Below are 23,924 nucleotides of genomic sequence, written 5' to 3' on the forward strand. Positions count from 1 at the left end.
CCATGAACCTGCGCCCGACCCTGCTGGCCACACTGCTGTTGGCACTGTGTGGCAGTACGTTTGCCGCGACCGATGAAGCGCAGTCGCCAGTTGACGTGCATGTCAAGAAAAATGGCGAATTGATCATCATCGATGTCGATTTCAAGGTACCGGTAGCGCCAAAACAGGCGTGGGACGTGTTGACGGATTTTGACCACATGTCGAACTTCGTCTCGAACGTCAAGTTCAGCGCGATCACCAAACGCGACGGCGACAAGATCGAAGTCGCGCAAAAAGGCCTGGCCGACCACGGCCTGATCAGCTTCGCGTTCGATTCGGTGCGCGAAATCGAACTCAAGCCCTTCAGCAAAATCACCAGCCACATTCTTTCCGGCAACATGAAAAAGCTCGATGGCACCACCGTGCTCACCCCTGACGGCACTGGCACGCACGTGACCTACCATGCCGAATCGATTTCGCCGACCTACGTGCCGCCAGTGATCGGTCCGAAATTCATTGAAGGTGAATCGCGTCACCAGTTTGAAGAGATGCGCGCCGAAATGTTGAAGCGCAAGGCAACCAGCGAAAAATGACGCACCTTCCAAGACTGTTCCGAATCCTCGCCATCGTCGTCGCCATTGTTGCCGCCGTCTTTGCGATATTGCTCACGATCGCGCTGAACTGGGACTGGGATCGCAGCCGCCCCTGGCTCAATGACCGGGTTTCGCAGGAGATCGGCCGCGACTTCGCGGTGCGCGGACATATCAGCCTGGACTGGCATCGCCCGACTGGCGGCAATGGCTGGCGCAGCTATTTGCCGCGCCCGCGCCTGACCGCCAACGATGTCCTGATCAAGAATCCGGACTGGGCCAGGAATCCCGATTTCGCATCGATAGAAAATATCGCATTCGATATCGGCCTGTTGCCGCTGCTGGCCCGGGACGTCGCGATTTCGGCGATCCAGGTGACCAGGCCGGCGGTGGATGTCGAACGCCTGGCCGACGGCCGCGTGAACTGGACCTTCAAGACCCGTGCCGGCACGCCATCGACGTGGAATCTGAAGATTGACCAGATTGCCTTCGCCGCCGGGCAGGTGACGATCGTCGACAAGATCCGCAACATCGACGCGGTCGCCACGATTCGTCCGGTTGGCGAAGGGGTGGATATCGGCGCGCTGCTGGATAAGTCGGAGGCTGCCCAGACTGCAACGGCGGCAACTGGCGGCTACGGGTTCAGCTTCGATATCAAGGGCACGCACAACAAGGCGCCGCTGTCCGGACGCGGCCAGTTTGGCGGCGTACTGTCGCTGGTCGACACCAGCCGGCCGTTTCCGTTGCAGGCCGATGTGCGCGTCGGCGACAATCACATTGTCATCGCCGGCACCATCACCGATCCCGGCAATCTGGCTGCGCTCGACCTGCAACTGCAACTGGCCTCGGGCAGCATGGCGCACTTGTACGAGCTGACCGGCGTGACCTTGCCGGACACACCACCATTTTCGACCCGAGGTCATCTGAGCGGCCGCCTGCACAAGGCCGACAGCGTGTTTCATTATGAAAAATTCACTGGCCGCGTCGGCAGTTCCGACGTGGCCGGCACGCTCACCTACACTACTGCCGGGGTGCGCCCCAAACTGGTCGGCGAGGTGCGCTCGGAGAAGCTGTTGCTGGCCGACCTCGGACCGTTGATCGGGACCGCCAATCCGGCGCAAAACGGTAAAAAAGTTGCGGCGCGAGAGGAAGTTGTCGTCAAGTCCGGCATGACGATTCCGGCGACGCCGTTTCGTACCGAACGCTGGAAGGCGATGGATGCCGACATCAAGTTTGTCGCCGGCCAGATCATTCGCAAGGAATCGTTGCCGGTGAACGACCTGTCGGCGCATGTGCTGCTCGACAATGGCAAGCTGACACTCAATCCGCTGAAGTTTGGCGTCGCCGGCGGAACCCTGTCCGGCAACATCGTGCTCGACAGCAGCAGCGACCCGGTCGCTGCCCATTTCAATCTGTCGGCACGCCGCCTGCGCCTGAAGGAACTGCTGCCGACCTTCGAGCCGATGCAGACCAGTTTCGGCCAGATCAATGGCGATGCCGACCTGCACGCCAGCGGCAACATGCCATCCGGTCTGGCGGCCTCGCTCGATGGCGACATCAAATTGTTGCTGGTCGATGGCGCCGTCAGCGGCGCCTTGCTGGAGCAGGCTGGCTTGAACGTGGCCAATGTCGTGCTGGACAAACTGTTCGGCGCCAAGACCGTCAAGATCAACTGCGCGGCGGCGAACTTTGTTGCCAAGAAGGGCGTGCTGGACGCGCGCGTGTTTGCCATCGACACCGCCGATGCCCTGATCAATGTTGACGGCTCGGTCAATCTGGCCAACGAACAAATGGATTTGCATGTGCATCCGAACACCAAGGGCTTCCGGGTGTTCTCGTTGCGCTCGCCGCTGTATGTGAAGGGTACGTTCAAGGACCCGAAGGTCGGCGTCGAAGTGGGACCGCTCGCGGCACGTGGCGCAGCGGCAGTTGGGCTGGGCCTGGTGGCGCCGTTTGCGGCGTTGCTGGCACTGGTTGCGCCGAGCAACAGCAGCGATTCGCCGTGCCCGGCCATCGTGGCCGATGCGACGAAGGGACTGAAACCCGCGCCGCACAAATAACCCGGCGTCAGGTCATCAGCAATGCCGCGGTCAGCGACCTGACATCGTCGGCGGATTCCTCGAGAATGCTGCGCAAGGTGCCGTCGCCGCATTCGAAATCAATGGTGGCGGCCGACATCGCATAGGCCTCGCCACTGCCGTCGACCGGATTGAAGGGACTTGGCACCGGCGCGAGATCCTTGGCCAGATGTAACGTGTCGCCCAGGGTGAGCGGCGGCAGCACGCGGGTGCCGAACCAGACCGCCTCCATCGCCGTCATGATCTCTTCGGGCACCCCGAGTTTTTTCATGACGCCGCGGCCAATGACGCGCTCGCCGAAATTGCGCCAATCTTCGCCGTCACCATCGAGCAGCCCGGGAAACTCGGCGGCGCGCGACAACAAGTAAAAGCCGCCGACCTCGTGCACGATGCCGGCAAAAAAAGCGGTTTCCGGATCGACCTTCGACACCCGCTTGGCCAGCACGAATGCCAGCGCGGCGACATGTGCGGAATGCTCCCACAGTTGCGCCGACTTCACGCGCAAGATCGGATCGGACACCATGCTGGCGAACTGCCGCACGATCATCGCAGCGACCAGCGAACGCAGCGTGCGAAACCCGAGTCTGGCCACCGCCACGCGCACATTGGCCACCTCGCGCCCGGACGGATTGTAGGCAACCGAATTGGCAATGGCCACCGTGCGCGCCGACAACAACGGCTCGGCGGCGACCAGCGTCACCGCTTTTTCGATGTGGCACTCGGGATCATCGAGGGCCGCCTGAATCTTGAGGGAGGCATTGACATTCGTCGGGAAGGCCAACTCCCCGTGACTGGCTTGTGCCGCGATGATTCGGTACGCGTCTAGTTTGTCCATCAAATGATCTTAACCCAATCCGCGCCGATTTTCGACCTGATTGCGGGATGCCATTTTGTCATCGGCCATACCGGCCGACCACGCTTTGACCACCCAGCGCGTGACCTTTCAAGGCTGCCAACAGTTCATCGCGCGTCATGCCCGCAGGCAGGGTTGGCTCCAGATCGGTGGCGATCACGGTCAGCGTGTAGTGATGCGGGACATCTCCTGCCGGCGGACACATGCCGCGATACGCCGTGGCTCCGGTGACATTTTTCCCGACCGTGGCGCCGGCGCCGTCGATCTGTCCTTCGCCCTGCTTCAACTGGTTGCGATCCGCACCGATGTTGTAGGCGACCCAATGCACCACGCCAAGACCCTTGGCGCCATCCGGATCGAGCATCAGCAGCGCCACCGATTTGGCGCCGGCCGGCAGATTCGACCACGACACCTGTGGCGACACACCCTTGCCGCCGCAATCCCCGCTATCGCCGCCATGCAGCGCCGGAATCGTGCCGCCATCCGGATAGGACGACGATGTCACCAGCATCCCGGCAGCGCTGGCCTGAGCCATGCATATCGACAGCATGACGCCCGCCAGCGCGCCGCCCAACCTGATTGTCTTTTCCATGAAAATCCTTTCGCAAGTAACCAAAAAGAAGAACAGCGAACAAGTCTTGGTCGCTGAGGGGCAAGAATGGCGTGGCACGCAAGAAAACGCAAGAGCCGTGCCGTGGTGCGTTGTTACGGGGTCGGACCCGGGTCCGCACTGTGGGCTTGAAAGCGCTGCCGCGCGCTGTTGCGTTCGGCCGAGACCGGCCGCAGCGTGCCGGCCCTGCCCAATCCGAACGGCGGCATGTTGACGTAGATATTTTCCGACGCTCCTGCAGCAATGCGATAGGTTTCATGCCATATCCCGACATCGCCATTGGTGCCGACGGCCTGGTTGAAGGCTTTCCAGGCCGGCAAATGCGCCGCGTCCTTGCTGGTCGCGTAGGCCAGCAACTGCTCCGCGGAGCGCCAGTACTGCACCATGATGAGGGTGCGGCCGAACCACATTTCGTACGACAGCAAACCCAGTTCCGGTTGCTGCGCCAGTTCCTTGAGCATGCGCGGCATGGCGCGCGTGACCGGTAGCCACTTGTGGATTTTCCAGAAGCGATTGATGCGCATGCCAATCAGGAATACGACAAAATCGCCGTCCAGACTGGCGTGCATGCGTTCGGGTTGGATCATCGGTTGTCTCCGCAGACTGGTTGAATAAACAACGGCAAGCGTACACTGAGCGCTGTCGTTTGCACACGTTGGGCGCACCCTGCGGTCAGGATTGCCGGTCCAGGCCCGCCACGGGCAACCGCGACCATACCATTTGGTGCGATACCGCCCAGACATGCCGCGCCGATCCGAGGCATGGTTGTCACATGCATGCTCCTCCAGAATTGACGATGCACATTCGAATCAGACTCACGACGATGAAGGCAAGCCGATGACCGCGGCACTGCCCGCGTGCGACCGCACCATCGCCGTCAGCGTGCCGGTGGCGACGCCGGTGCGTCATCCGCGCCTGATTCTGGCCACCACCATTCTCGCGTCGAGCCTGGCGTTCATTGATGGCTCGGTGGTCAATGTCGGTCTGCCGGCGATTGGCCGCGACCTCGGTGCCGATGGCGCCTGCCTGTCATGGATCGTCAATGGCTACCTGCTGCCGCTGTCGGCGCTGCTGCTGCTGGGCGGCGCTGCCGGCGACCGCTTTGGCCGACGCCGCGTGCTGGTCGCGGGGGTGGCGCTGTTCGCGTTGGCGTCGCTGTGGTGCGCGCTTGCGCCTGGATCGGGCTGGCTGATTGCCGGCCGGGTCCTGCAGGGCGTCGGCGCAGCGCTGCTGATGCCCAACAGTCTGGCGATTCTTGGCGCGACGTTCAATGGCGAAGCGCGCGGCCGGGCCATTGGCGTCTGGGCTGCGGTCGGCGCCGGGGCCGGCGCGATCGGTCCGCTGATCGGCGGCTGGCTGATCGACGTGGTCGGCTGGCGCGCGATGTTTCTGATCAACGTGCCGATTGCGCTGCTGGCGCTGTATCTCGGCATGCGCTACCTGCACGACACGCCGAATCCGGCGCGACCGACACTCGACCTGAAAGGCGCGGCGCTCGCATCGATCGGATTGGCCAGCCTGACATGGGGCCTGACGGTGGCATCCTCGACCGCCGGCATCGATCCCGGCGCCGCCATTGCGCTGGTGCTCGGTGCGGTGTTTCTGGTGCTGTTCCTGATCGTTGAACACGGCTGCGGCGACGACGCGATGTTACCGCTGGCGCTGTTTTCCTCGCGCAGTTTCGTCGGCCTCAATCTGCTGACGTTCTTGCTGTACGGCGCACTCGGCGCCCTGTTCGTCCTGGTGCCGTTCGTGCTGATCGAGGTCAACGGTTATTCCGCCACCGAGGCCGGCGCTGCCTTGTTGCCGCTGCCGGTGGTGATTGCGCTGGCATCATCGACGATGGGCCGGATTGCCGGCCGCATCGGACCGCGACTGCCGCTGACGCTTGGCCCGCTGATTGTCGCCGCAGGATTTTTTTTGGCCACACGCATCGGTGCGGGCGGCTCGTACTGGAGCACGACGTTGCCGGCCATGCTCGTCATCGCCATCGGCATGGCCGCCGCCGTGGCGCCGTTGACGACGGCGGTGCTGGCATCGGTGGCGACCAGTCACACCGGCGTAGCATCGGGCTTCAATAGCGCAGTGGCGCGTTCGGGCGGGCTGATCGCCACGGCCATGCTCGGCATGGTGCTGGCGGCGCACGGCGCGGCACTGGTCAGCGGTTTCCATGTCGCGGCCATCGTCGCTGGCGTGGCCTCGGCAGCGGCCGGGCTGTGCGGGCTGATCCTGCTTGAACGACAACCTTGAAACAACCTATTTTTTCACTCACGGAGAACAGCATGAGCACAACAACGAATTCCACTGACCCGCGTCACCCGAGCGGCCTGCCCGGCACCGAACACGAAACCGGCAACAGTGCGGCAACGCTGACGCTGGTCGAATATGGCGACTACGAGTGTCCGCGTTGCGCCCAGGCCGAGCCTGCCACACGCCATCTGGTCGAGACGTTTGGCGACCGTCTGCGTTTCGTGTTCCGGCATTTCCCGGATGCCGCCGCGCACCCGCATGCCGAACTGGCTGCCGAGGCCGCCGAAGCTGCCGCCGCGCAAGGCAAGTTCTGGCAAATGCATGCGCGCCTGTTTTCCCAACCACAACATCTGAAACCCGCCGCGCTGGCGCAACATGCCGAAGCACTGGAGCTCGACATGGTGCGTTTTCATGCCGAGATGGCCGATCACGTGTATCTGCAGCGCGTGCGCGAACACCACGCCGCCGGCGTGCAATTGGGACTGCGCGGTACGCCGAGTTTCTTCCTCAATGATGAGCTGGTCGACGTCTCGTTCGGGCTGGAACATCTGGAGCGCGCGGTACTGGCGGCGCTCGGCAATCCCTGACTACGTGACGGGGACCCGCATGATGCTGAAGAACCTCTGGATTCTGGTCAAGGCGGCCGCGTCGTCGTGGATCGACGACTACGCGCAAAGCATGGGGGCGGCGCTGGCGTATTACACGATGTTTTCGATTGCGCCACTGCTGCTGATCGTGATTTCGATTGCCGGGCTGCTGTTTGGCGTGGAGGCCGCGCGCGGCGAGATCGTTGGCGAGTTGCGCGGGCTGATGGGACCGCAGGGCGCCCAGGCGGTGCAAAGTCTGCTGGAGAGCGTCAGCCGGCCGGCCGAAAGCGTTACCGCCACCATTGTCGGCGGGGTTCTGCTGCTGGTCGGTGCGACTACCGTGTTCGGCGAATTGCAGAATGCGCTGGACCGGATCTGGCGCGCGCCGAAACGCGATCGCGGCAGCATCTGGACGCTGTTGCGCGCGCGCCTGTTGTCGTTCGGCATGATCCTCGGGATTGGCTTTTTGTTGATGGTGTCATTGGTGGCGAGCGCCGCGCTGGCGGCACTGAGCCGGCTATGGGGGCCGCTGTTCGCGAATTGGGCTGTGCTTGCCAGCGTACTGAATCTGGCGGTCAGCTTCCTGTTTACCACCGTCGTATTTGCGATGATTTTCAAGATCATGCCGCGCGCCAAGGTGGCGTGGACCGATGTGTGGATTGGTGCGGTCGTGACGTCACTACTGTTCACGATCGGCAAATACCTGATCGGGCTGTACATCGGCACCAGCGGGGTAACCTCCGGCTTCGGTGCGGCCGGCTCGCTGGTGGTGGTGCTGGTCTGGGTGTATTACTCGGCGCAGATTTTCCTGATGGGCGCCGAATTCACCTGGGCCTATGCATCGACGTTCGGCTCACGCAAGGCCAGCGCGATTCCGCCCGCCGCGCCCGAGGTGCCGGGTCGCACCGATCGCCACCAGCCGGAGCCGACCATGGTCGCCGCGCGCAAGGCAGCGCAGGAAGAAGACGCTGCCGCCGGGCTCAGTCCAAAGGCGCCTTGAGGTCTGCCTTGAGCAACAAGGCACGCTCATACAATGCGTTCTTTTTCTGGCCGGTCAGTTGCGCCGCCAGCGCTGCAGCCTGCTTGACCGAGCACTCTGCCATCAGGATGCGCAAGACGCGGTCGGCTTCGACGTCATCGGCGGCAATGGCCGTCGGTGCACCTTGCAACAACACCACATATTCGCCTTTTTCGCGATGGGCATCGGCCGCCACCCAGGCTGCCGCATCGGCCAGATCGCAGCGATGAATTTCTTCGAACAGCTTGGTCAGTTCGCGTGCGAACACAATCTGGCGGGTCGGCTCGAAGGCTGCCGTCAAGGCCGCCACCGCATCGACAATCCGGTGCGGCGCTTCGTAGAACACCAGCGTCGCGGCGACGCCACGCAAGCCGGCCAGCACCGTGTCGCGCTGCTTCCCCTTGGCCGGCAGAAAGCCGGCGAAGTAGAAGTGCGCATCCTGCAAGCCGCTGGCCGACAGCGCCGTGATCAATGCCGACGGGCCGGGCAGGGGCAGCACCCGCAGTCCCGCCGCGCGCACCGCCTCGACGATGCGCGCACCCGGGTCCGAGATGGCCGGCGTGCCGGCGTCCGACACCAGCGCGATGCGTTCGCCGGCCTGCAGGCGGGCGATCAGTTTGTCGGCCACTTCGCGTTCATTGTGCTGATGCGCTGCGATCAGTGGTTTTGACAAGCCGTAGCGCGTCATCAGTTGCGCGGTGTTGCGCGTGTCCTCGCAAGCAATGGCATCGGCCAGGCCGAGCAGGTGCAGGGCGCGCAACGTGATGTCGCCGAGATTGCCGATCGGCGTGGCGACGACGTACAGGGTGGACAACGGATACATCTGCTGCGACACTTCATTGAACATCGGGGTGGTCGGGGATTCAGTCATCGAGGGATTCATCATGTGGGCAAAGTGTGCGCTGATCGGCGTGTTGTGCGGATTGTGCTCGTCTGTGTCGGCAAACACAACCGACGCGCCGCTGGCGCCGCCGCGCATTGCCTTGATTCTGCCGTTGCGTTCCGACACATTGGGACGCGCTGCCGAAGCCGTGCGGGCCGGCTTCCAGGCGGCCTGGGAACGCGACCGCGGCGACGCCACGCTGACCGTGATCGAAACCGGCGACAGCAGCAAGGAAATCCTGTCGGTGTATGCCGAGGCAGTGGCCGGGCATGACATCGTGGTCGGTCCGCTCTCGCGCACCGACGTCACGGCGCTCGCGCTCAGTCGCATCGTCAACATTCCCACCATCGCGCTGACCCAGCCGGACATCTCGATCGAGACCGACGGCACGTTGCCGCGCAATTTGCTGGTGATCGGCCTGTCGCTCGAAGACGAAGCGCGCCAGGCTGCCCGCTGGGCCGGCAGTGGCAAGAAATCCGCGCGCGCGCTGGTGCTGTCGACCACTGCCACGTGGCAACGGCGCGCTGCCCACGCCTTTGCCGGGCAATGGCAGCAGGCCGGTTTCGAGGCGCAGTCCGTCGAATTGCCGACCAGCGGCGGTTATTTCAGCGCCAACGCCATCGCACTGCTCAAAAAACGCATCCAGTCCGACAAACCGACACTGCTGTTTCTGGCCCTCGACGCGACTCAGGCGCGCCAGCTGCGCAGCGCGCTCGGCAGTGACTTGCCGCCCATGTACGGACTGTCACAGCTCAACCCGCTGGTGCCGCAGGATGCCGACAGCAACCGGCTGTCCGAACTGGACGGCGTACGCCTGCTGGATCTGCCCTGGCAAATCGCGCTGGCCCATCCGGCCGTGATGATCTATCCAAGACTGCTCGACAGCGCCGAGCAGAAACGCAGCGCCGATCTCGAACGGCTCTACGCGCTGGGCATCGATGCGTTCCGGATCGCCCGTGAAATCGGCCTGCGCCATACCGACTTCGATCTCGATGGCGTCAGCGGCAAGCTGCACGTCAGTTTCGGCAATGGCGCGACCCGCTTTGAACGCACGGCGCTGCAGGCGGTGTACCGGGATGGCGTGGTGGTGCCGCTGAATGCGGATCATTGAATGGGCTTGATGGCACGGCTGCGCGCACGCGCCAGCAGTACCGACCGGCAGATTGCCGGCGACGCCGCCGAAGATCGCGCCTTGGCGCACTTGCAGCAGCATGGCCTGACCCTGGTCGAACGCAATTTTTTGTGCAAGGCCGGCGAGCTCGATCTGATCATGCAGGATGCGGCCACGCTGGTGTTTGTCGAAGTGCGGCAACGCAGCGGTCAGCGCCATGGCGGCGCGGCGGCCAGCATCACGCGCAGCAAGCAGATTCGCCTCACGCATGCGGCGCAACGTTACCTGCAACGCTACCGCCATCCGCCGCCCTGCCGCTTCGATGTGGTGGCAATTGATGGGGCGGTGATAACATGGCTGCAAAATGCGATCGACTCCTGACATCCGCCTTGCCGCCGCAGAAGCAGCGGACACAACTTCCCACTTGCCATCATGATCAATCAACGCATCATCGCGCACTTCCATGAAAGCGCCGACCTGAAAATGCAGGCCGCCTCGGTTCTCGCGCAGCCTATCGCCCAGGCGGTGGAACTCATGTTCACCGCACTCTCCAATGGCAACAAGATTCTGGCCTGCGGCAATGGCGGCTCGGCCGCTGACTGCCAGCACTTTGCCGCCGAACTGGTGGGGCGCTTCGAGCGCGAACGGCTTCCCTTGCCAGCGCTGGCACTGACGGTCGACACCTCGATCATCACCGCAATCGGCAACGACTACAATTTCAACGAAATTTTCAGCAAGCAGGTGCAGGCATTCGGTCAAGCCGGCGATGTGCTGCTGGCGATGTCGACCTCGGGGAATTCAGCCAATGTGCTGGCCGCCATCGAGATCGCACTGGAACGCGACATGCGGGTGGTCGCACTGACCGGCAAGGGCGGCGGCGCGATCGGCAAGGCACTGACGGATGCCGACGTGCATATCTGCGTGCCGCACGACCGCACCGCACGCATTCAGGAAGTCCATTTATTAACGATTCATTGTATGTGCGACGGCATTGACGTGGCACTTTTCGGAGGAGATGCGAATGATTGATCGGGCTCGTCGGATCTGGCCACGCGCCAGCCGCCCAATGGCTACCATCGCGCTGTGCGCACTGGTGGCAACCGGCTTGCAGGGATGTATCGAAATGATGGTCGGCACCGCCGTAGTCGGCACGCTGGCCGCATCGGACCGGCGCACCTTTGGTGCCCAGACCGAAGACAAGACGATTGTCATCAAGGGTGAAAACCGCATCGCCCGGCTGGTCGGCGACAGTGGCCATATCAACGTCAACAGCTTCAACCGCAAGGTCCTGCTGACCGGCGAAGTGCGCGACGAGGCCATGAAAGCCGCGGTCGAACGCGAAGCCGCTGCGATCGAAGGCGTCAATTCGGTGGTCAATGAAGTCGCCGTCGCCGGCATCTCCAGCTTCGGCTCACGCTCCAATGATGTGCTGTTGCAGGGCAAGATCAAGGCATCGTTCGTCGACGCGCGCGACCTCTATGCCAACTCGGTCAAGGTCATTGTCGAACGCGGCGTGGTGTATCTGATGGGCCGCGTCACCGAGCGCGAAGCCCATCTGGCGACCGAAATCACGCGCGGCGTTTCCGGCGTCGAAAAAGTCGTACGGGTATTCGAGCTGATCGACGACAACGAGCTCAAGGAATTGTCGAAAACCACATTGACTCCGGCCAGCAAGTAGCCGGGCAGGGTTAATGCGTCACGCAAAAAGCCGCTCCCGAATCGCAGGGCGGCTTTTCTTTCGGGGGGAGTGCGCATGACCGCTGTACTTGTCCTGGCAGGCGTGTTTCTGCTGGCCATGTTCTGGGCGATCGGCGCCTGGAAGCGGCTGGTCAGCCTGCGCCAGCAATTCAGGAACTCCTATGCCCTGTTCAACGGACAGTACGAACGCCACCTGGCGTTGATTGCGACACTGGCCGACGCGGCCGAGGCCGACATGCCGCGCGAGCGCAGTCGCCTTGCCGATATTCTGGTGGCGCACACGCGCGTCATCGAAGCCAATGCCCACGCCGCCGATCCCACCAATGCGGCAGCGCTGCAGCAATTGGCGACTGCCGACGCGGTGCTCAACGCCGCGCTGGGCAATCTGCCCGCCCTGTTCGATGCGCGCGCGACCTTGAAAGCCAATCCGTCGATGCTGGCACTGTCGATGGAATGGAACGCGGTGCGCAACCGGGTCGCCTTCACCCGCCAGGCCTATAGCGATGCCGTACTGCAGTACAACGCCGCGCTGGCGCAATTTCCGGGCTCGGTCATCGCCAACCTGTTCGGCTTCAAGGCCGGTGCATTGCTCGTCCCGGGCAAGACCGCCGACGCCACCGACGTTCCACCGCTTGACTCTTCGAGGACCTGATCCCATGCGCCGCCAATTCCTGACAACCGCCGCTGCCGCCGTCTTCCTGCTGGCAACCACCACCCTTCCGGCCCGCGCCGCCGAACCGATCAAGGTGGTCTACCACCTCGCCGATGGCATCGACCAGGCCTCCCGCGCGCTGGCAAATATCCGCAATCAGTTGCGCGCCGAGCCTGACACCAAAATCGTCGTGGTCGGACTGGCCGATGGCGTGAAGTTCATGCTGCGCGATGCCGTCGATCACAACGGCAAGCCATTCGAACCGGCGCTGGTCGAACTGGCGGCGCAAGGCGTCGAATTCCGCATCTGCATGAATACGCTTGCAGCGCACAATATTCCGGCGTCGCGGGTGGTCGCGATTGCCCGACCAGTCCCGGCCGGCGTGGTCGAAATTGCGCGGCTGCAGGCGCGCGAAGGCTACGTGTATTTCCGACCATGAGCCAGTGCGGCGCAACATCACGTTGCCCGCAAGCCGGTCGCCGCTACCGTAGAACTACCAGCGACATTGCACTCTCGGGATTCCCGACTAGTATCGATGTGTCCCGGAAAGCTTACTTCCGGGAAGACCTGCCTCCGTGCCTGACGGGGAGCGGTCCATTGGCAGCTCAAAAAAATACGGAGACTTCACATCATGGCTACAACCTTCAACCGATTGCTCGGTCGATTGGCGACTGCGGTCGCCTTGCTCATTCCCGTCATCGCTGCCCAGGCGCAAGTCACCGCCGGTCCCGGTGCATGGAGCGCCAATCAAACCTGGGCCGCCGATTCAGTCAATGGCGGCAATCTGACCGGATACTTCTATTGGCCGACAGCGCAGCCGACCGTCGCCGGCAAGCGCGCGCTGGTGCTGGTGCTGCATGGATGCACCCAGACCGCCGCCGCCGACGTGATCGACAAGGCCGCCGACAACGGCTACAACTGGAAGGCCATGGCCGAGCAGTATGGCGCCGTGATCCTCGCGCCCAACGCGACCGGCAATGTCTACAGCAATCACTGCTGGGACTACGCCAGTACCAACCACAACCGCTCGACCGGACATGATGCAATTCTGCTCAACCTGATCAGCCGCTTTGTCACCAATGCCCAATATGCGATCGACCCGAACCAGGTGTATGTGACCGGGCTGTCGTCCGGCGGCGGCGAAACGATGGCGCTGGGCTGCATGGCCCCGGATATTTTTGCCGGGGTCGGCATCAATGCCGGACCACCGCCAGGCACCACCACGGCGCAGATCGGCTTCGTGCCGTCCGGCTACACGGCAGCCACCGCCACGGCCAACTGCAAAACACTGGCCGGCAGCAACAGCGCCAAATTCGCCAGCCAGATCGCTGGCGTGGTCTGGGGCACCACCGATTACACGGTGGCGCAGGCGTACGGGCCGATGGATGCCGCCGCCATGCGCGGCGTGTACGGCGGCACGTTCACCAAAGGCGCCGCGGTGACGGTCCCGACCGGCGGCAGCAATATTCCCTACACCGACAGCAACGGCAAACTGCGCACCAGCGAAATCACCGTGACCGGCATGGCGCATGCGTGGCCGGCCGGAACCGGCGGCCAGAATGCGCGCTATGTCGACGCGACCAAGGTCAACTACCCGGCCTTCGTGATGGATTTCTGGTTCAAGAACAATCTGCGGGTGAGCACCGTTGCGGCCCCGGTAATGACGGCCTGCAGCGCCACGGTGGCAGGCACGACGGCCACCATCAGCGGCGCGGCCACGGATGCTGCCGGCAGCATCACCAGCTATGCGGTGGCATTGACCGGACCGACCCCCGCCAATGATGCGGCGGCGGGCAGCGGTGCGAATTTCAGCAAAGCCTATGCCGGCCTGGCCAATGGCTATTACAGCGGCAGCGTGACGGCGACCGACACCGTCACCCAGAAGACCTCGGCTGCCTGCACCATTGCGCAATTCCTGGTCGGTCCGGCGCCGGTGATCCAGCCACCCACCGGACTGCTGGTCGGCGCCACCACGGCCAGCACCGTGCCACTGTCGTGGAATGCGGTGACCGGCGCGGTCGGCTACAACGTGTATCGCAACCAGATCAAGGTCACGGCGACCCCGCTGACGGCCACGGCGTACAGCGACACTGGCCTGGCGGCCGCGACGTCCTACGCGTATCAGGTCTCGACGGTCGCCAGCGGTGCGGTGGAAAGCGCGTTGTCGGCGGCCGTCAACGCCACCACCAAATCGGCGTTCACCTGCACCAGCACCAGTGCCAGCAATTACGCGCATGTGCAGGCCGGCCGCGCGCATGACAGCGGCGGCTATGCGCTGGCCAACGGCTCGAACCAGAACATGGGACTGGACAATCTGTTCTACACCGCCACGCTGTCGCAGACCTCGGCCGGGTATTACGTGATCGGGAGTTGCCCGTAACGGGCCTTGAACGGGAACTGACGCGGCGCGCTCGGACGAGCGCGCCGGAAAGCGGGGCGTTCGACATCAGCTGTCGAACGCTCTTTTTTATTCGGGCTGGCTGTCGACCACCACACCCGCCCCCTGGGCCTGCTCGTCGGCATGGTACGAACTGCGCACCATCGCACCCACCGCGGCGTGCACGAAGCCCATCTTGTAGGCCTCGGTCTCGAACATCTTGAAGACGTCGGGATGCACATAGCGGCGCACCGGCAAGTGGTCGCCGCTGGGCATCAGGTACTGACCGATGGTCAGCATGTCGACGCCGTGCGCGCGCAGGTCGCGCATGACCTGCAGGATTTCTTCGTCGGTTTCACCCAGGCCGACCATGATGCCGGATTTGGTCGGGGTGTCGGGATGCAGCTCCTTGAAGCGCTTGAGCAGGTTCAGCGAATAGTCGTAGTCGGAACCGGGCCGGGCTTCCTTGTACAGGCGCGGCACGGTTTCGAGATTGTGGTTCATCACATCCGGCGGCGCCATCTTGAGGATCTCCAGCGCCCGGTCCATGCGGCCGCGGAAATCGGGCGTGAGGATTTCGATGCGGGTGTTGGGCGACAATTCGCGCACGCGGCGGATGCAGTCGGCAAAATGGCCGGCGCCGCCGTCGCGCAGGTCGTCGCGATCGACCGAGGTGATGACAACGTAACTCAGCCGCAGCGCGGCGATGGTCTTGGCCAGATTCTCGGGTTCTTTGACATCCAGCGGATCGGGCCGGCCGTGGCCGACATCGCAGAACGGGCAACGCCGGGTGCACTTGTCGCCCATGATCATGAAGGTCGCGGTGCCCTTGCCGAAGCACTCGCCGATGTTCGGGCAACTGGCTTCTTCGCACACGGTGACCAGGCTGTTGGCACGCAGGATGTCCTTGATTTCGTAGAAGCGGGTCGATGGCGAGGCCGCCTTGACGCGAATCCAGTCGGGTTTCTTCAGCCGTTCGGCCGGGATGATCTTGATCGGGATGCGCGCGGTCTTGCCGGCGCCTTTTTGCTTTTCAAGCGGATTGTAGTAAGTCGTTGCAACGGGGTCGGTCGGTTCGTGTGCCATAGGTGTGCCAGATTCAATCCAGAGATGTGCTGTTGAGTCGATGCGTCAGGTGCCCGGCCAGCGCCGCGTGCACTTGCGCCAGCGCGGCGTCAACTCCCAGCGTGCGCATGTCGACGGTTGCCAGGCCGGGGTAACCGCACGGGTTGATCCAGCCAAACGGTGTCAGGTCCATCGCCACATTCAGAGAAACGCCATGATAGGTGCTGCCGTTGGTGCGCACTTTCAAGCCAAGCGCGGCAATCTTTGCGCCCTGATGCGGTCCGTCGGCAAGATAAATGCCCGGCGCCCCGGCCTTGCGCGCACCGGCCAGATTATACGCGGCGAGGGCATCGATCACCGCCTGCTCGATCTTGCCGACAAACTCGCGCACCAGCAGGCCGCCATCGGCACGGCGTCGGCGCAAATCGATCAACAGATAGATGATGGCCTGGCCGGGGCCGTGATAGGTGACTTCGCCGCCGCGATCGGTTTGCACTACCGGGATGGCGTGCGCATCCAGCACATGGGCCGGATCGGCCCCGAGGCCAAGCGTGAAAACGGCAGGGTGTTCGACCAGCCAGAGCTGGTCAGGTGTGGCAGCGTCGCGCGCATCGGTGAATGCGCGCATCGCTGCGAAAGTGACGTCGAACGGTTCAAGACCGCGCTGGACAATCAGCAGGGCTGGTGGATGGTTTGGTGCGATCAGAGACATAGCGCCCGAGTGTACCGAACAATGTCCCCAGCCGGGCGGTGCCACCAGCCGACGGCGCGGCCGACACCGCCACCTCGGCATTCTGTCCGTGCGCCTCGACCACCACCAGACGGTGCGCCGGCAGCGCCAGCGTGTCGCCGCATGACAACCAGAAATCGGCGCGCAGACCTTCGATGGTGACCCAGACGTTGCCACGCGCCACACGCAGCGTTTGCGGCCGCTCGGCGACGCCGGACATGACCTGGTCGGCACGGATACTTGACGATTGCGTTGCGAATAGATTTGACATGATGGGATGCTCCGATAAAAAATATATCGCACCAAAGCATGAAGTGAGTCCTTTGTTGCCTTGTCGATGGAGGTAGTGTAGGCGTCGCAACGGCATTGGCAAAACGAGTTATATTCGTGACTCTTGCTAATTTAATTCACAAGGATGGCCATGGCTGATTTTCGCCGACTGCCCAATTTGACCGCCCTGCGCGCCTTCGAAGCGGCCGCCCGGCACCAGAATTTCTCGCGCGCAGCCGATGAAATCCACGTGACCCATGGCGCCATCAGCCACCAGGTGCGCGCGCTCGAAGCCGAACTCGGCGTGCAGCTGTTCACCCGTGCCGGAAAACGCATTGCGCTGACCGAGCATGGCCAGCAGTTTGCAATTGCCTTGCGCAGGAGCCTGCTCGACATTGCCATCGCCACCGACGTGGTGAAAGCCGCCACCGGCCACCGCCGCCTGACCATTTCGTCGCTGTCCTCGTTCGCCGCGCGCTGGTTGTCGCCGCGCCTGGGCAACTTCATCGAACAGTTTCCGGACATCGAAGTGCGTCTGCAATCGAGCACCTACCTGACCGATTTCGCGCGCGAAGATGTCGATGTCGCGATTCGCTTCGGTCAGGGCAACTATCCCGGACTGGCCGAGGAGTGGGTGATGGATGACTACTATTACCCGGTCGCCAGCCCGCACTTCAACGGTGGCAAGCTGCCGGCAACGCCGCAGGATCTGGTGCGCAGTGCGTTGCTGCGTTGCGATCTGGAACCGTGGATGCCGTGGTTCAAGGCGGCCAACGTGGCGTTGCCGGAGCCGACTGCGGGGATTATTTTCCAGGACTCGACGATGCTGGTGCGCGCCGCCATCGACGGCCAGGGCATCGCGCTTACACGCCACGGCATGGTGTCCTCGGACGTGGCCTCAGGGGCGCTGGTGCGCCTGTTCGATGTGACGGTGAAATGCCCGTCCTCGTATTACTTCGTCTGCCCGCCGGCATCGCTGCAAAAATCACAGGTCAAGGCCTTCCGCGACTGGCTGTTTTGTGAAGTCGCGAAATGGAAGGCGGCGGATTCCGGCCAGCTGCACCCATCGGCCGCGGCCGCACCACCTTGACCATCGGAGGCGACGACAGCGCCGAATACAGGTCGTCGATATAATCCGGTTGCATGCGTTCAGGCAGGCCGCAGACCGATCAAATCCGGGCTGCCGCCGGTTCGCTGTCCCTTGTTCCGACCCTGGATTTTCCGATGCACCACCGAGCCACACCGGCCAGCATGGCTGACCCCTTTGCACCCACGCTCGCTGCCGTACAGGCCCGCATCAACGCTGTCGATCCCGCTGCCTATGCAAGCACGCGCAACGCGCTCGACGGCGCGGTCAGCAACCTGTCTCCCTACATTACGCATGGCTTCGTCACGCTCGCCGAGGTGATGGCCGGCGTGCGCGCGCGCCATCCGCTTGAGATGCAGCACAAGTTTGTCTACGAGCTCGGCTGGCGCGCCTACTTCCGGCATGTCTGGCAGCACCGTGGCGAGGCCATCCTGCGGTCGCTGCATGCAGGCCCGCTGCCAGATGCGGCGTACGCGCACACGTTGCCGCATGACATCCGGCATGGCTGCACCGGGGTGCCAGTGATCGACCAGGCGGTGCGTACGCTGTACGCCACCGGCATGCTGCACAACCACGCGCGCATGTGGCTGGCCAGCTACGTGGTGCATGTGCGCAAAGTGCACTGGCGCGCCGGGGCCGACTGGCTGTACGGCCACTTGCTCGACGGCGACATCGCCAGCAACCACCTCAGCTGGCAATGGGTCGCCGGCACCGCCAGCCACAAGCCGTACCTGTTCAATGCCGACAACGTAGCCCGTTTTGCACCGGCGCCATGGCACAGCCCCGGGAGTGTGATCGATGTCTCGTACGAGGCGCTTGACGCAATCGCACGGCAAGCGCCGCACCGGCACGCCGTGCCAGCCGACGGCGCAGCGCCAGCCGAACCGCTGGTTACCACTGCACCGTCGGCCGGTTCTGGCGTGACGGCCCCCGACGGCGCTGCCGTTGCCGGTCGCGACGTCTGGCTGGTACACCCGTGGAGCCTGGGCAGGCTCCCGGACGGATTGCCGGCTGACACGCTGGTGATCGGTATCATCGTCGCGGATTTCCACGCCGCGTGGCGCTGGAGCGAGCGACGCTGGCACTTTGTCGAAACGCGCATGGCCGAGCTTGCGGCGACGCGCTGGTTCGGCAGCGCAGCCGCCATCGGCGCTGCATTGCATGGCGCGCGCACGGTGCGCAGTATCGACGAACCCCATCTCGCGCCGTGGCTGTCCGGCTGGGCCGAATGCGCAGCGGCGCCGCTGCTGTTCCCGTCCATCACGCCGCGCTGCGACTCGTTCTCGAAATGGTGGACCCGCGCAGCACGCGGCCTGGACGCCAGCGTCGGCAAGCTGCCGCCATGACCCGCCCGGCAGCGCTGGTCTGGTTCAAACGCGACCTGCGGGTGCGCGATCATGCGCCGCTGGCGGCGTCGATGCAGTTCGAGAACGCGCTGGGTCTGGTGGTGATCGAGCCGGAGTGGCTGGCCAGCCCCGAATGCGACCCACGCCACGTCGGCTTCCTGCTCGACTGCGTGGCCGAACTGCGACGCGACCTGGCGGCGCGCGGCCTGCCGCTGCTGGTGCGGGTTGGCGCGATGCCGCAGTTGCTGCAATCGCTGCGCGACGAGTTTGCCTTTACCCATCTGTTCAGTCACGAAGAAACCGGACCCGGATGGAGTTACGCGCGCGACCTGGCCGTGGCGGCGTGGTGCCGCAATCAGGGCGTGCGCTGGACCGAGTCAGCGCAGACCGGGGTGGTGCGGCGCCTGTCGTCGCGCAACGGCTGGGCCGCCAGATGGGCGCAACGCATGGACGCACCCGAAGCGCCGCCGGTGGCTGGATTCAGGGCGCCACCCAACTTCGCCTTGCCGCCGCTACCGACGTTGCGCGAGCTGGGCCTGCCGGCGCTGGCGGCGGCGCTGCCGGCGGCGGGAGAACGCGCGGCATGGGCGACGCTGGCGAGCTTTCTGGACGGGCGCGGCCGCGATTACCGCAGCGCCATGTCCAGCCCGGTGCTGGCCCCCGAGGGTTGCAGTCGGCTCAGCGCGCATCTGGCCTTCGGCACGATCTCGATGCGCTGCGTCCACCAGGCCACCGCGGCGCGCATCGCCAGCACCCCCGACCGTGCGCTGGCGTACGCACTGCGCGGCTTCGCCAGCCGGCTGCGCTGGCATTGCCACTTCATGCAAAAACTTGAAGATGAACCGGCCATCGAATGGCGCAACGTGGCACGCTCGGTCGACGGCCTGCGCGCCGGCGATGGTTCGCCGCTGATGCCGGTCGATCAGCAACGGCTACAAGCCTGGTGCGAAGGCCGCACCGGTTATCCGATGGTCGACGCCTGCATGCGCCAGCTATGCGCGACCGGCTGGCTCAACTTTCGCATGCGCGCGATGCTGGTCAGCTTTGCGGCATATCACCTGTGGCTGCACTGGCGCGCACCGGGACTGTTTCTGGCGCGTCAGTTTCTCGACTTCGAACCCGGCATCCACTGGAGCCAGATGCAGATGCAGTCGGGCACCACCGGCATCAACACGCTGCGCATCTATTCGCCGGCCAAGCAGCAGCGCGACCACGATCCGCAGGGGTTGTACATCCGGCAGTGGGTGCCGGAGATCGGCACGGCGGCCTATTCGCAGCCGATCGTCGATGAACGCATGGCGCTGGCAGCGGCAAAGGAAACGCTGTATGGGCTGCGCCGGTCCGGCGCAGCACGCACCGAGGCGAGCGCAATTCAGGAAAAGCATGGCTCACGCAAAAGTGGCTTGCCGCCAACCACGCGACCGAAACGCAGCACCCGTGCGCCGCCGGATGACCAGGGCCAGTTGTTCTAGCCAAACTGCATATCTTCGGATCGGCTGAACGCAGAAAAAGGCGCCGAAGCGCCTTCTGGACTGGTTCGAACGCCCTGAATCACTTCGGCATCAGGACCGTGTCGATGACGTGAATCACGCCGTTGTCAGCCACGATGTCGGTCTTGACGACATGCGCCTTGTCTACGCTCACCTTGCCACCGGCGACGGTGACGGTCAGCGGGCTACCCTCGACGGTTGGCACCGGGCCGGCCTTGACGTCGGCAGCCATCACCTTGCCGGCGACGACGTGGTAGGTCAGCACCTTGGTCAATGCCGCCTTGTCTTTCAAAAGCGCATCCAGTTTCGCTTTCGGGATCTTGGCAAAGGCTTCGTCGGTCGGGGCAAACACCGTGAATGGACCCGGTCCCTTGAGCGTATCGACCAGACCGGCAGCCTTGACGGCGGTCACCAGCGTGTTGAACGAGCCAGCAGCGACGGCTGTATCAACGATATCGGCTGCGTGGGTGGACGTGAAAGCGAAAGCCAGTGCTGCGGCGGTAAGTAACTTTTTCATGTGTCGGCTCCAAAAAGATAAATGGGGCGGGCATCGCCCGGGAAACCAGGCATAGCCAGTCAGTGGCACGGCCAGGTTCCTGATCATACGACAATTCATACTGATCAGTATGCTTCGTGGCAAAACGGGCGTTTGCGGCTGACCGAACGGCGTGCCGTGCCAACCTCTCGGTCGCGACTTACAGCACCACCTTGACCATCGGATGCGATGACAGCGCCCGATACAAATCGTCGAGCTGCGTGCGGCTGGTGGCGCGTACCGTGACGGTCAGCGCCAGATAGTTGCCTTGCGTCGACGGTCGGCTCTCCAGCCGGTGTTCGCCAAACTCCGGATCGAACTGCATCACCACCTCGGTGATGGTGGCGGCGAAGGTCTCATGCATCGGACCCATCACCTTGATCGGGAAATCGCTCGGATACTCGATCAGGCTGGCTGGTGCTTCAGGGATATTGGTCATGGCGCGCAATCAAAAAGGTCAGGCGGCCTTGGCATCCTGGTAGGCCGCATACAGAGCTGCGTAGATGGGGCCGGGCTTGCCGTTTCCAATAGCCTGGCCGTCGATGCTGACCACCGGCAGCACTTCCTTGGTGGCCGACGACAACAGTACCTCATCGGCGGCGAACACTTCGTCACGCGTGATGCGGCGCGCGCTCAGGGGAATGGCAAGCGCGGCGCACAATTCCTCGATCAGGCCGTAACGGATGCCTTCGAGAATCAGGTTGTCTTTCGGCGGCCCCATCAGCTTGCCATCCTTGACGACCCAGACATTCGATGCCGACGCCTCGGTCAGAAAGCCGTCGCGGAACTGGATGGTTTCGGTGACGGCATGTTCGGCCGCATTCTGCGCCGCCAGCACGTTACCGAGCAGCGAGATGGATTTGATCTCGCAATGCAGCCAGCGCTTGTCTTCCATCGACACGCAGGCAACGCCGGCGGCGCGCACCGCCGCCGACGGCAGCACCAGCGGATTGGTCATGATGAACACGGTCGGCGTGGCCTCCTTCGGAAACGCATGCGCGCGCTTGGCCACACCGCGCGTGACCTGCACGTAGACCATCTGGTCGTCGTCGGCAAAGGCGTCCGCAACCTGCTGGATCAGGGCCAGCCATTCCGCCTTGCTGTGCGGGTTGGCGATGCCGATCGCGGCGAGGCTGCGAAACAGCCTGGCCATGTGCTGGTCGGCGCGGAAGGCCTTGCGGGCATAGATCGGGATGACTTCGTAGATGCCGTCGCCGAAGATGAAGCCGCGGTCGAGCACCGAGACTTTCGCTTCGGAGAGCGGCGAGATGGCGCCATTGAGATAAACGAGCGGATCGGACATGACGGCTTTCGGGGACGGTTTGGAATGCAGGGATTCTGGCACGGCGGCTGCGCAATGGATATGCAAAATTGGCATCGGCCGGGGCCGCGCCGGTGACGTCGATTCGGCCGCCCGCATCGTTGCGCACCGCAGCATGCGGACGATAGTATTTCTACCACTATAAAATCCGCACAACATCAGGTAGTCTCACCCGGATTCACCCACCAGAGGATTGAAAAACATGAGACTCCACCTGCTTGCCGCCCCGGCACTGCTTTGCCTTTCCGCCTTCTCCAGCGCTGCTTTCGCAGCTCCCGCCGACATCCGCATTGCCCATGTCTATGACAAGACGGGTCCGCTTGAAGCCTATGCCAAGCAGACCCAGATCGGCCTGACCATGGGCCTGGACTACGCCACCGGCGGGACGATGATGGTCAATGGCCACAAGCTGGTCCTGATCGAAAAGGACTCGCAGGGCAAGCCCGACGTCGCCAAGTCGCAACTGGCTGCCGCCTATGCCGACGACAAGGCCGATATCGCCGTCGGCCCGACCGGCTCGGGCGTGGCGCTGGCAATGCTGCCGGTGGCCGAGGAATACAAGAAGATCCTGCTGGTCGAGCCGGCCGTGGCCGATGCCATCACCGGCGACAAATGGAATCGCTACATCTTCCGTACCGGGCGCAATTCGTCGCAGGACGCGATCTCGAACGCGGTGGCACTGGACAAACCGGGCGTGACCATCGCCATGCTGGCGCAGGATTATGCGTTTGGCCGCGATGGCGTGAAAGCCTTCCGCGAGACGCTGAAGAACGCGAAGATCGTGCATGAAGAATATCTGCCGACCACCACCACCGATTTCACTGCCGGCGCACAGCGCCTGTTCGATTCGCTGAAAGACAAGCCGGGCCGCAAGGTGATTTTCATTATCTGGGCCGGCGCCGGCAACCCGTTCAAGATTGCCGATCTCGATCCGAAACGCTATGGCATCGAGATCGCCACCGGCGGCAATATCCTGCCGGCGATGGCCGCGTACAAGAACTTCCCCGGCATGGAAGGCGCGACCTATTACTACTTCGGCATTCCGAAAAATCCGGTCAACAACTGGCTGGTCACCGAGCACTACAAGCGCTACAAGAATCCGCCTGACTTCTTTACCGCCGGCGGCATGGCGGCCGGCATTGCGGTGGTCGAGGCGCTGAAGAAAACCGGCGGCGACACCAACACCGAGAAGCTGATCGCGACGATGGAAGGGATGCGCTTCGAAACCCCCAAAGGCACCATGCAGTTCCGCAAGGAAGACCATCAGGCGCTGCAGTCGATGTATCACTTCAAGATCAAGGTCGACCCGGCCTTCCCGTGGGGCGTGCCTGAGCTGGTGCACGAAATCACGATGGACGAGATCAAGCTGCCCATCCGCAACAAGCGATAAAGCG

Annotated in this window: 26 protein-coding genes; 16 read left to right on the forward strand and 10 right to left on the reverse strand. The window is 63.5% G+C overall.

Annotation, left to right across the window (positions count from 1 at the left end; translation table 11 throughout):
- Positions 1–2: 2 nt before the first annotated feature.
- Both RCH09_RS01145 and RCH09_RS01150 read left to right on the forward strand, forming a co-directional pair.
- Entirely contained in the window at positions 3–572 is a 570-nt protein-coding gene (locus tag RCH09_RS01145) for an SRPBCC family protein (protein ID WP_326939179.1), read from the forward strand.
- Positions 569–2,629: an AsmA family protein gene (locus RCH09_RS01150; protein WP_326939180.1), complete on the forward strand. Its 2,061-nt coding sequence runs from the start codon at positions 569–571 to the stop codon at positions 2,627–2,629. Before RCH09_RS01145 ends, RCH09_RS01150 begins: the two co-directional genes overlap by 4 nt.
- Before the next feature lie 7 nt (positions 2,630–2,636).
- Here the strand turns inward: RCH09_RS01150 and RCH09_RS01155 are convergent, their stop codons facing one another.
- The 3 genes from RCH09_RS01155 to RCH09_RS01165 form a co-directional block, all read right to left on the reverse strand.
- Entirely contained in the window at positions 2,637–3,482 is an 846-nt protein-coding gene (locus RCH09_RS01155; protein WP_326939181.1) for an HDOD domain-containing protein, read from the reverse strand.
- Positions 3,483–3,540: 58 nt separating this feature from the next.
- Positions 3,541–4,092, reverse strand: a complete 552-nt coding sequence (locus RCH09_RS01160) for a YbhB/YbcL family Raf kinase inhibitor-like protein (RefSeq protein WP_326939182.1) — start codon at positions 4,090–4,092, stop codon at positions 3,541–3,543.
- 113 nt (positions 4,093–4,205) lie between these two features.
- On the reverse strand, positions 4,206–4,697 hold the full coding sequence (locus RCH09_RS01165; protein WP_326939183.1) for a DUF4188 domain-containing protein: 492 nt from the start codon (positions 4,695–4,697) through the stop codon (positions 4,206–4,208).
- Positions 4,698–4,947: 250 nt separating this feature from the next.
- Here RCH09_RS01165 and RCH09_RS01170 point away from each other — a divergent pair, with 250 nt between their 5' ends.
- From RCH09_RS01170 to RCH09_RS01180, 3 genes are read left to right on the forward strand one after another with little or no spacing between them, the layout of a single operon-like run.
- A complete protein-coding gene (locus RCH09_RS01170) occupies positions 4,948–6,360 on the forward strand; it encodes a DHA2 family efflux MFS transporter permease subunit (protein WP_326939184.1) in 1,413 nt (470 codons plus the stop codon).
- 32 nt (positions 6,361–6,392) lie between these two features.
- Positions 6,393–6,947: a DsbA family protein gene (locus RCH09_RS01175; RefSeq protein ID WP_326939185.1), complete on the forward strand. Its 555-nt coding sequence runs from the start codon at positions 6,393–6,395 to the stop codon at positions 6,945–6,947.
- A gap of 19 nt (positions 6,948–6,966) precedes the next feature.
- Complete coding sequence (locus tag RCH09_RS01180; protein ID WP_326939186.1) at positions 6,967–7,947, forward strand: YihY/virulence factor BrkB family protein; 981 nt, start codon at positions 6,967–6,969, stop codon at positions 7,945–7,947.
- On the opposite strand, the gene rsmI is transcribed toward RCH09_RS01180, so the two are convergent.
- A complete protein-coding gene (gene rsmI / locus RCH09_RS01185) occupies positions 7,928–8,836 on the reverse strand; it encodes a 16S rRNA (cytidine(1402)-2'-O)-methyltransferase (protein ID WP_326939187.1) in 909 nt (302 codons plus the stop codon). The genes RCH09_RS01180 and rsmI overlap by 20 nt on opposite strands.
- A 13-nt stretch (positions 8,837–8,849) precedes the next feature.
- Here rsmI and RCH09_RS01190 point away from each other — a divergent pair, with 13 nt between their 5' ends.
- The 7 genes from RCH09_RS01190 to RCH09_RS01220 all read left to right on the forward strand — a co-directional run bounded on the left by RCH09_RS01190 (position 8,850) and on the right by RCH09_RS01220 (position 14,689).
- Positions 8,850–9,959, forward strand: a complete 1,110-nt coding sequence (locus RCH09_RS01190; RefSeq protein ID WP_326939188.1) for a penicillin-binding protein activator — start codon at positions 8,850–8,852, stop codon at positions 9,957–9,959.
- Entirely contained in the window at positions 9,960–10,340 is a 381-nt protein-coding gene (locus tag RCH09_RS01195) for a YraN family protein (protein ID WP_442784986.1), read from the forward strand.
- A gap of 51 nt (positions 10,341–10,391) precedes the next feature.
- A complete protein-coding gene (locus RCH09_RS01200) occupies positions 10,392–10,988 on the forward strand; it encodes a phosphoheptose isomerase (protein ID WP_326939190.1) in 597 nt (198 codons plus the stop codon).
- Complete coding sequence (locus tag RCH09_RS01205; protein ID WP_326939191.1) at positions 10,981–11,637, forward strand: BON domain-containing protein; 657 nt, start codon at positions 10,981–10,983, stop codon at positions 11,635–11,637. Before RCH09_RS01200 ends, RCH09_RS01205 begins: the two co-directional genes overlap by 8 nt.
- 75 nt (positions 11,638–11,712) lie before the next feature.
- Positions 11,713–12,309 (forward strand): LemA family protein, encoded by a 597-nt coding sequence (locus RCH09_RS01210; RefSeq protein ID WP_326939192.1) that lies wholly within the window; start codon positions 11,713–11,715, stop codon positions 12,307–12,309.
- 4 nt (positions 12,310–12,313) lie between these two features.
- Positions 12,314–12,748: a DsrE family protein gene (locus RCH09_RS01215; protein ID WP_326939193.1), complete on the forward strand. Its 435-nt coding sequence runs from the start codon at positions 12,314–12,316 to the stop codon at positions 12,746–12,748.
- 192 nt (positions 12,749–12,940) lie between these two features.
- Positions 12,941–14,689, forward strand: a complete 1,749-nt coding sequence (locus tag RCH09_RS01220) for an extracellular catalytic domain type 1 short-chain-length polyhydroxyalkanoate depolymerase (protein WP_326939194.1) — start codon at positions 12,941–12,943, stop codon at positions 14,687–14,689.
- A gap of 87 nt (positions 14,690–14,776) precedes the next feature.
- On the opposite strand, the gene lipA is transcribed toward RCH09_RS01220, so the two are convergent.
- From lipA to RCH09_RS01235, 3 genes are read right to left on the reverse strand one after another with little or no spacing between them, the layout of a single operon-like run.
- Positions 14,777–15,772: a lipoyl synthase gene (gene lipA / locus RCH09_RS01225; protein WP_326939195.1), complete on the reverse strand. Its 996-nt coding sequence runs from the start codon at positions 15,770–15,772 to the stop codon at positions 14,777–14,779.
- A 13-nt stretch (positions 15,773–15,785) separates the two neighbouring features.
- Positions 15,786–16,463 carry a lipoyl(octanoyl) transferase LipB gene (gene lipB / locus RCH09_RS01230; protein ID WP_326939196.1) on the reverse strand — a complete coding sequence of 226 codons (678 nt, stop codon included), beginning with the start codon at positions 16,461–16,463 and terminating at the stop codon, positions 15,786–15,788.
- On the reverse strand, positions 16,405–16,752 hold the full coding sequence (locus RCH09_RS01235; protein WP_326939198.1) for a DUF2917 domain-containing protein: 348 nt from the start codon (positions 16,750–16,752) through the stop codon (positions 16,405–16,407). Before RCH09_RS01235 ends, lipB begins: the two co-directional genes overlap by 59 nt.
- 150 nt (positions 16,753–16,902) lie before the next feature.
- On the opposite strand from RCH09_RS01235, the gene RCH09_RS01240 reads away from it, so the two are divergent.
- The 3 genes from RCH09_RS01240 (at position 16,903) to RCH09_RS01250 (ending at position 20,656) form a co-directional block, all read left to right on the forward strand.
- Positions 16,903–17,841 carry a transcriptional regulator GcvA gene (locus RCH09_RS01240; protein WP_326939199.1) on the forward strand — a complete coding sequence of 313 codons (939 nt, stop codon included), beginning with the start codon at positions 16,903–16,905 and terminating at the stop codon, positions 17,839–17,841.
- Between the two features lie 134 nt (positions 17,842–17,975).
- Positions 17,976–19,184 (forward strand): FAD-binding domain-containing protein, encoded by a 1,209-nt coding sequence (locus RCH09_RS01245; protein WP_326939200.1) that lies wholly within the window; start codon positions 17,976–17,978, stop codon positions 19,182–19,184.
- Positions 19,181–20,656: a cryptochrome/deoxyribodipyrimidine photo-lyase family protein gene (locus RCH09_RS01250; RefSeq protein ID WP_326939201.1), complete on the forward strand. Its 1,476-nt coding sequence runs from the start codon at positions 19,181–19,183 to the stop codon at positions 20,654–20,656. The genes RCH09_RS01245 and RCH09_RS01250 overlap by 4 nt, the downstream gene beginning before the upstream one ends.
- Positions 20,657–20,735: 79 nt before the next feature.
- Here RCH09_RS01250 and RCH09_RS01255 read toward each other — a convergent pair whose 3' ends face one another.
- The 3 genes from RCH09_RS01255 to RCH09_RS01265 form a co-directional block, all read right to left on the reverse strand.
- Complete coding sequence (locus RCH09_RS01255; RefSeq protein WP_326939202.1) at positions 20,736–21,191, reverse strand: fasciclin domain-containing protein; 456 nt, start codon at positions 21,189–21,191, stop codon at positions 20,736–20,738.
- Positions 21,192–21,369: 178 nt separating this feature from the next.
- Positions 21,370–21,648 carry a DUF493 family protein gene (locus tag RCH09_RS01260; protein ID WP_326939203.1) on the reverse strand — a complete coding sequence of 93 codons (279 nt, stop codon included), beginning with the start codon at positions 21,646–21,648 and terminating at the stop codon, positions 21,370–21,372.
- Between the two features lie 18 nt (positions 21,649–21,666).
- The gene (locus RCH09_RS01265) at positions 21,667–22,512 is read right to left on the reverse strand and encodes a D-amino acid aminotransferase (RefSeq protein WP_326939204.1); all 846 of its coding nucleotides are present in this window, start codon (positions 22,510–22,512) and stop codon (positions 21,667–21,669) included.
- 220 nt (positions 22,513–22,732) lie between these two features.
- Between RCH09_RS01265 and RCH09_RS01270 the strand changes: the two genes are divergently transcribed.
- Entirely contained in the window at positions 22,733–23,920 is a 1,188-nt protein-coding gene (locus RCH09_RS01270) for a substrate-binding domain-containing protein (protein ID WP_326939205.1), read from the forward strand.
- Positions 23,921–23,924: the final 4 nt, after the last annotated feature.

The organism is Actimicrobium sp. GrIS 1.19 (genome assembly GCF_035984655.1).
Classification (GTDB): domain Bacteria; phylum Pseudomonadota; class Gammaproteobacteria; order Burkholderiales; family Burkholderiaceae_D; genus Actimicrobium.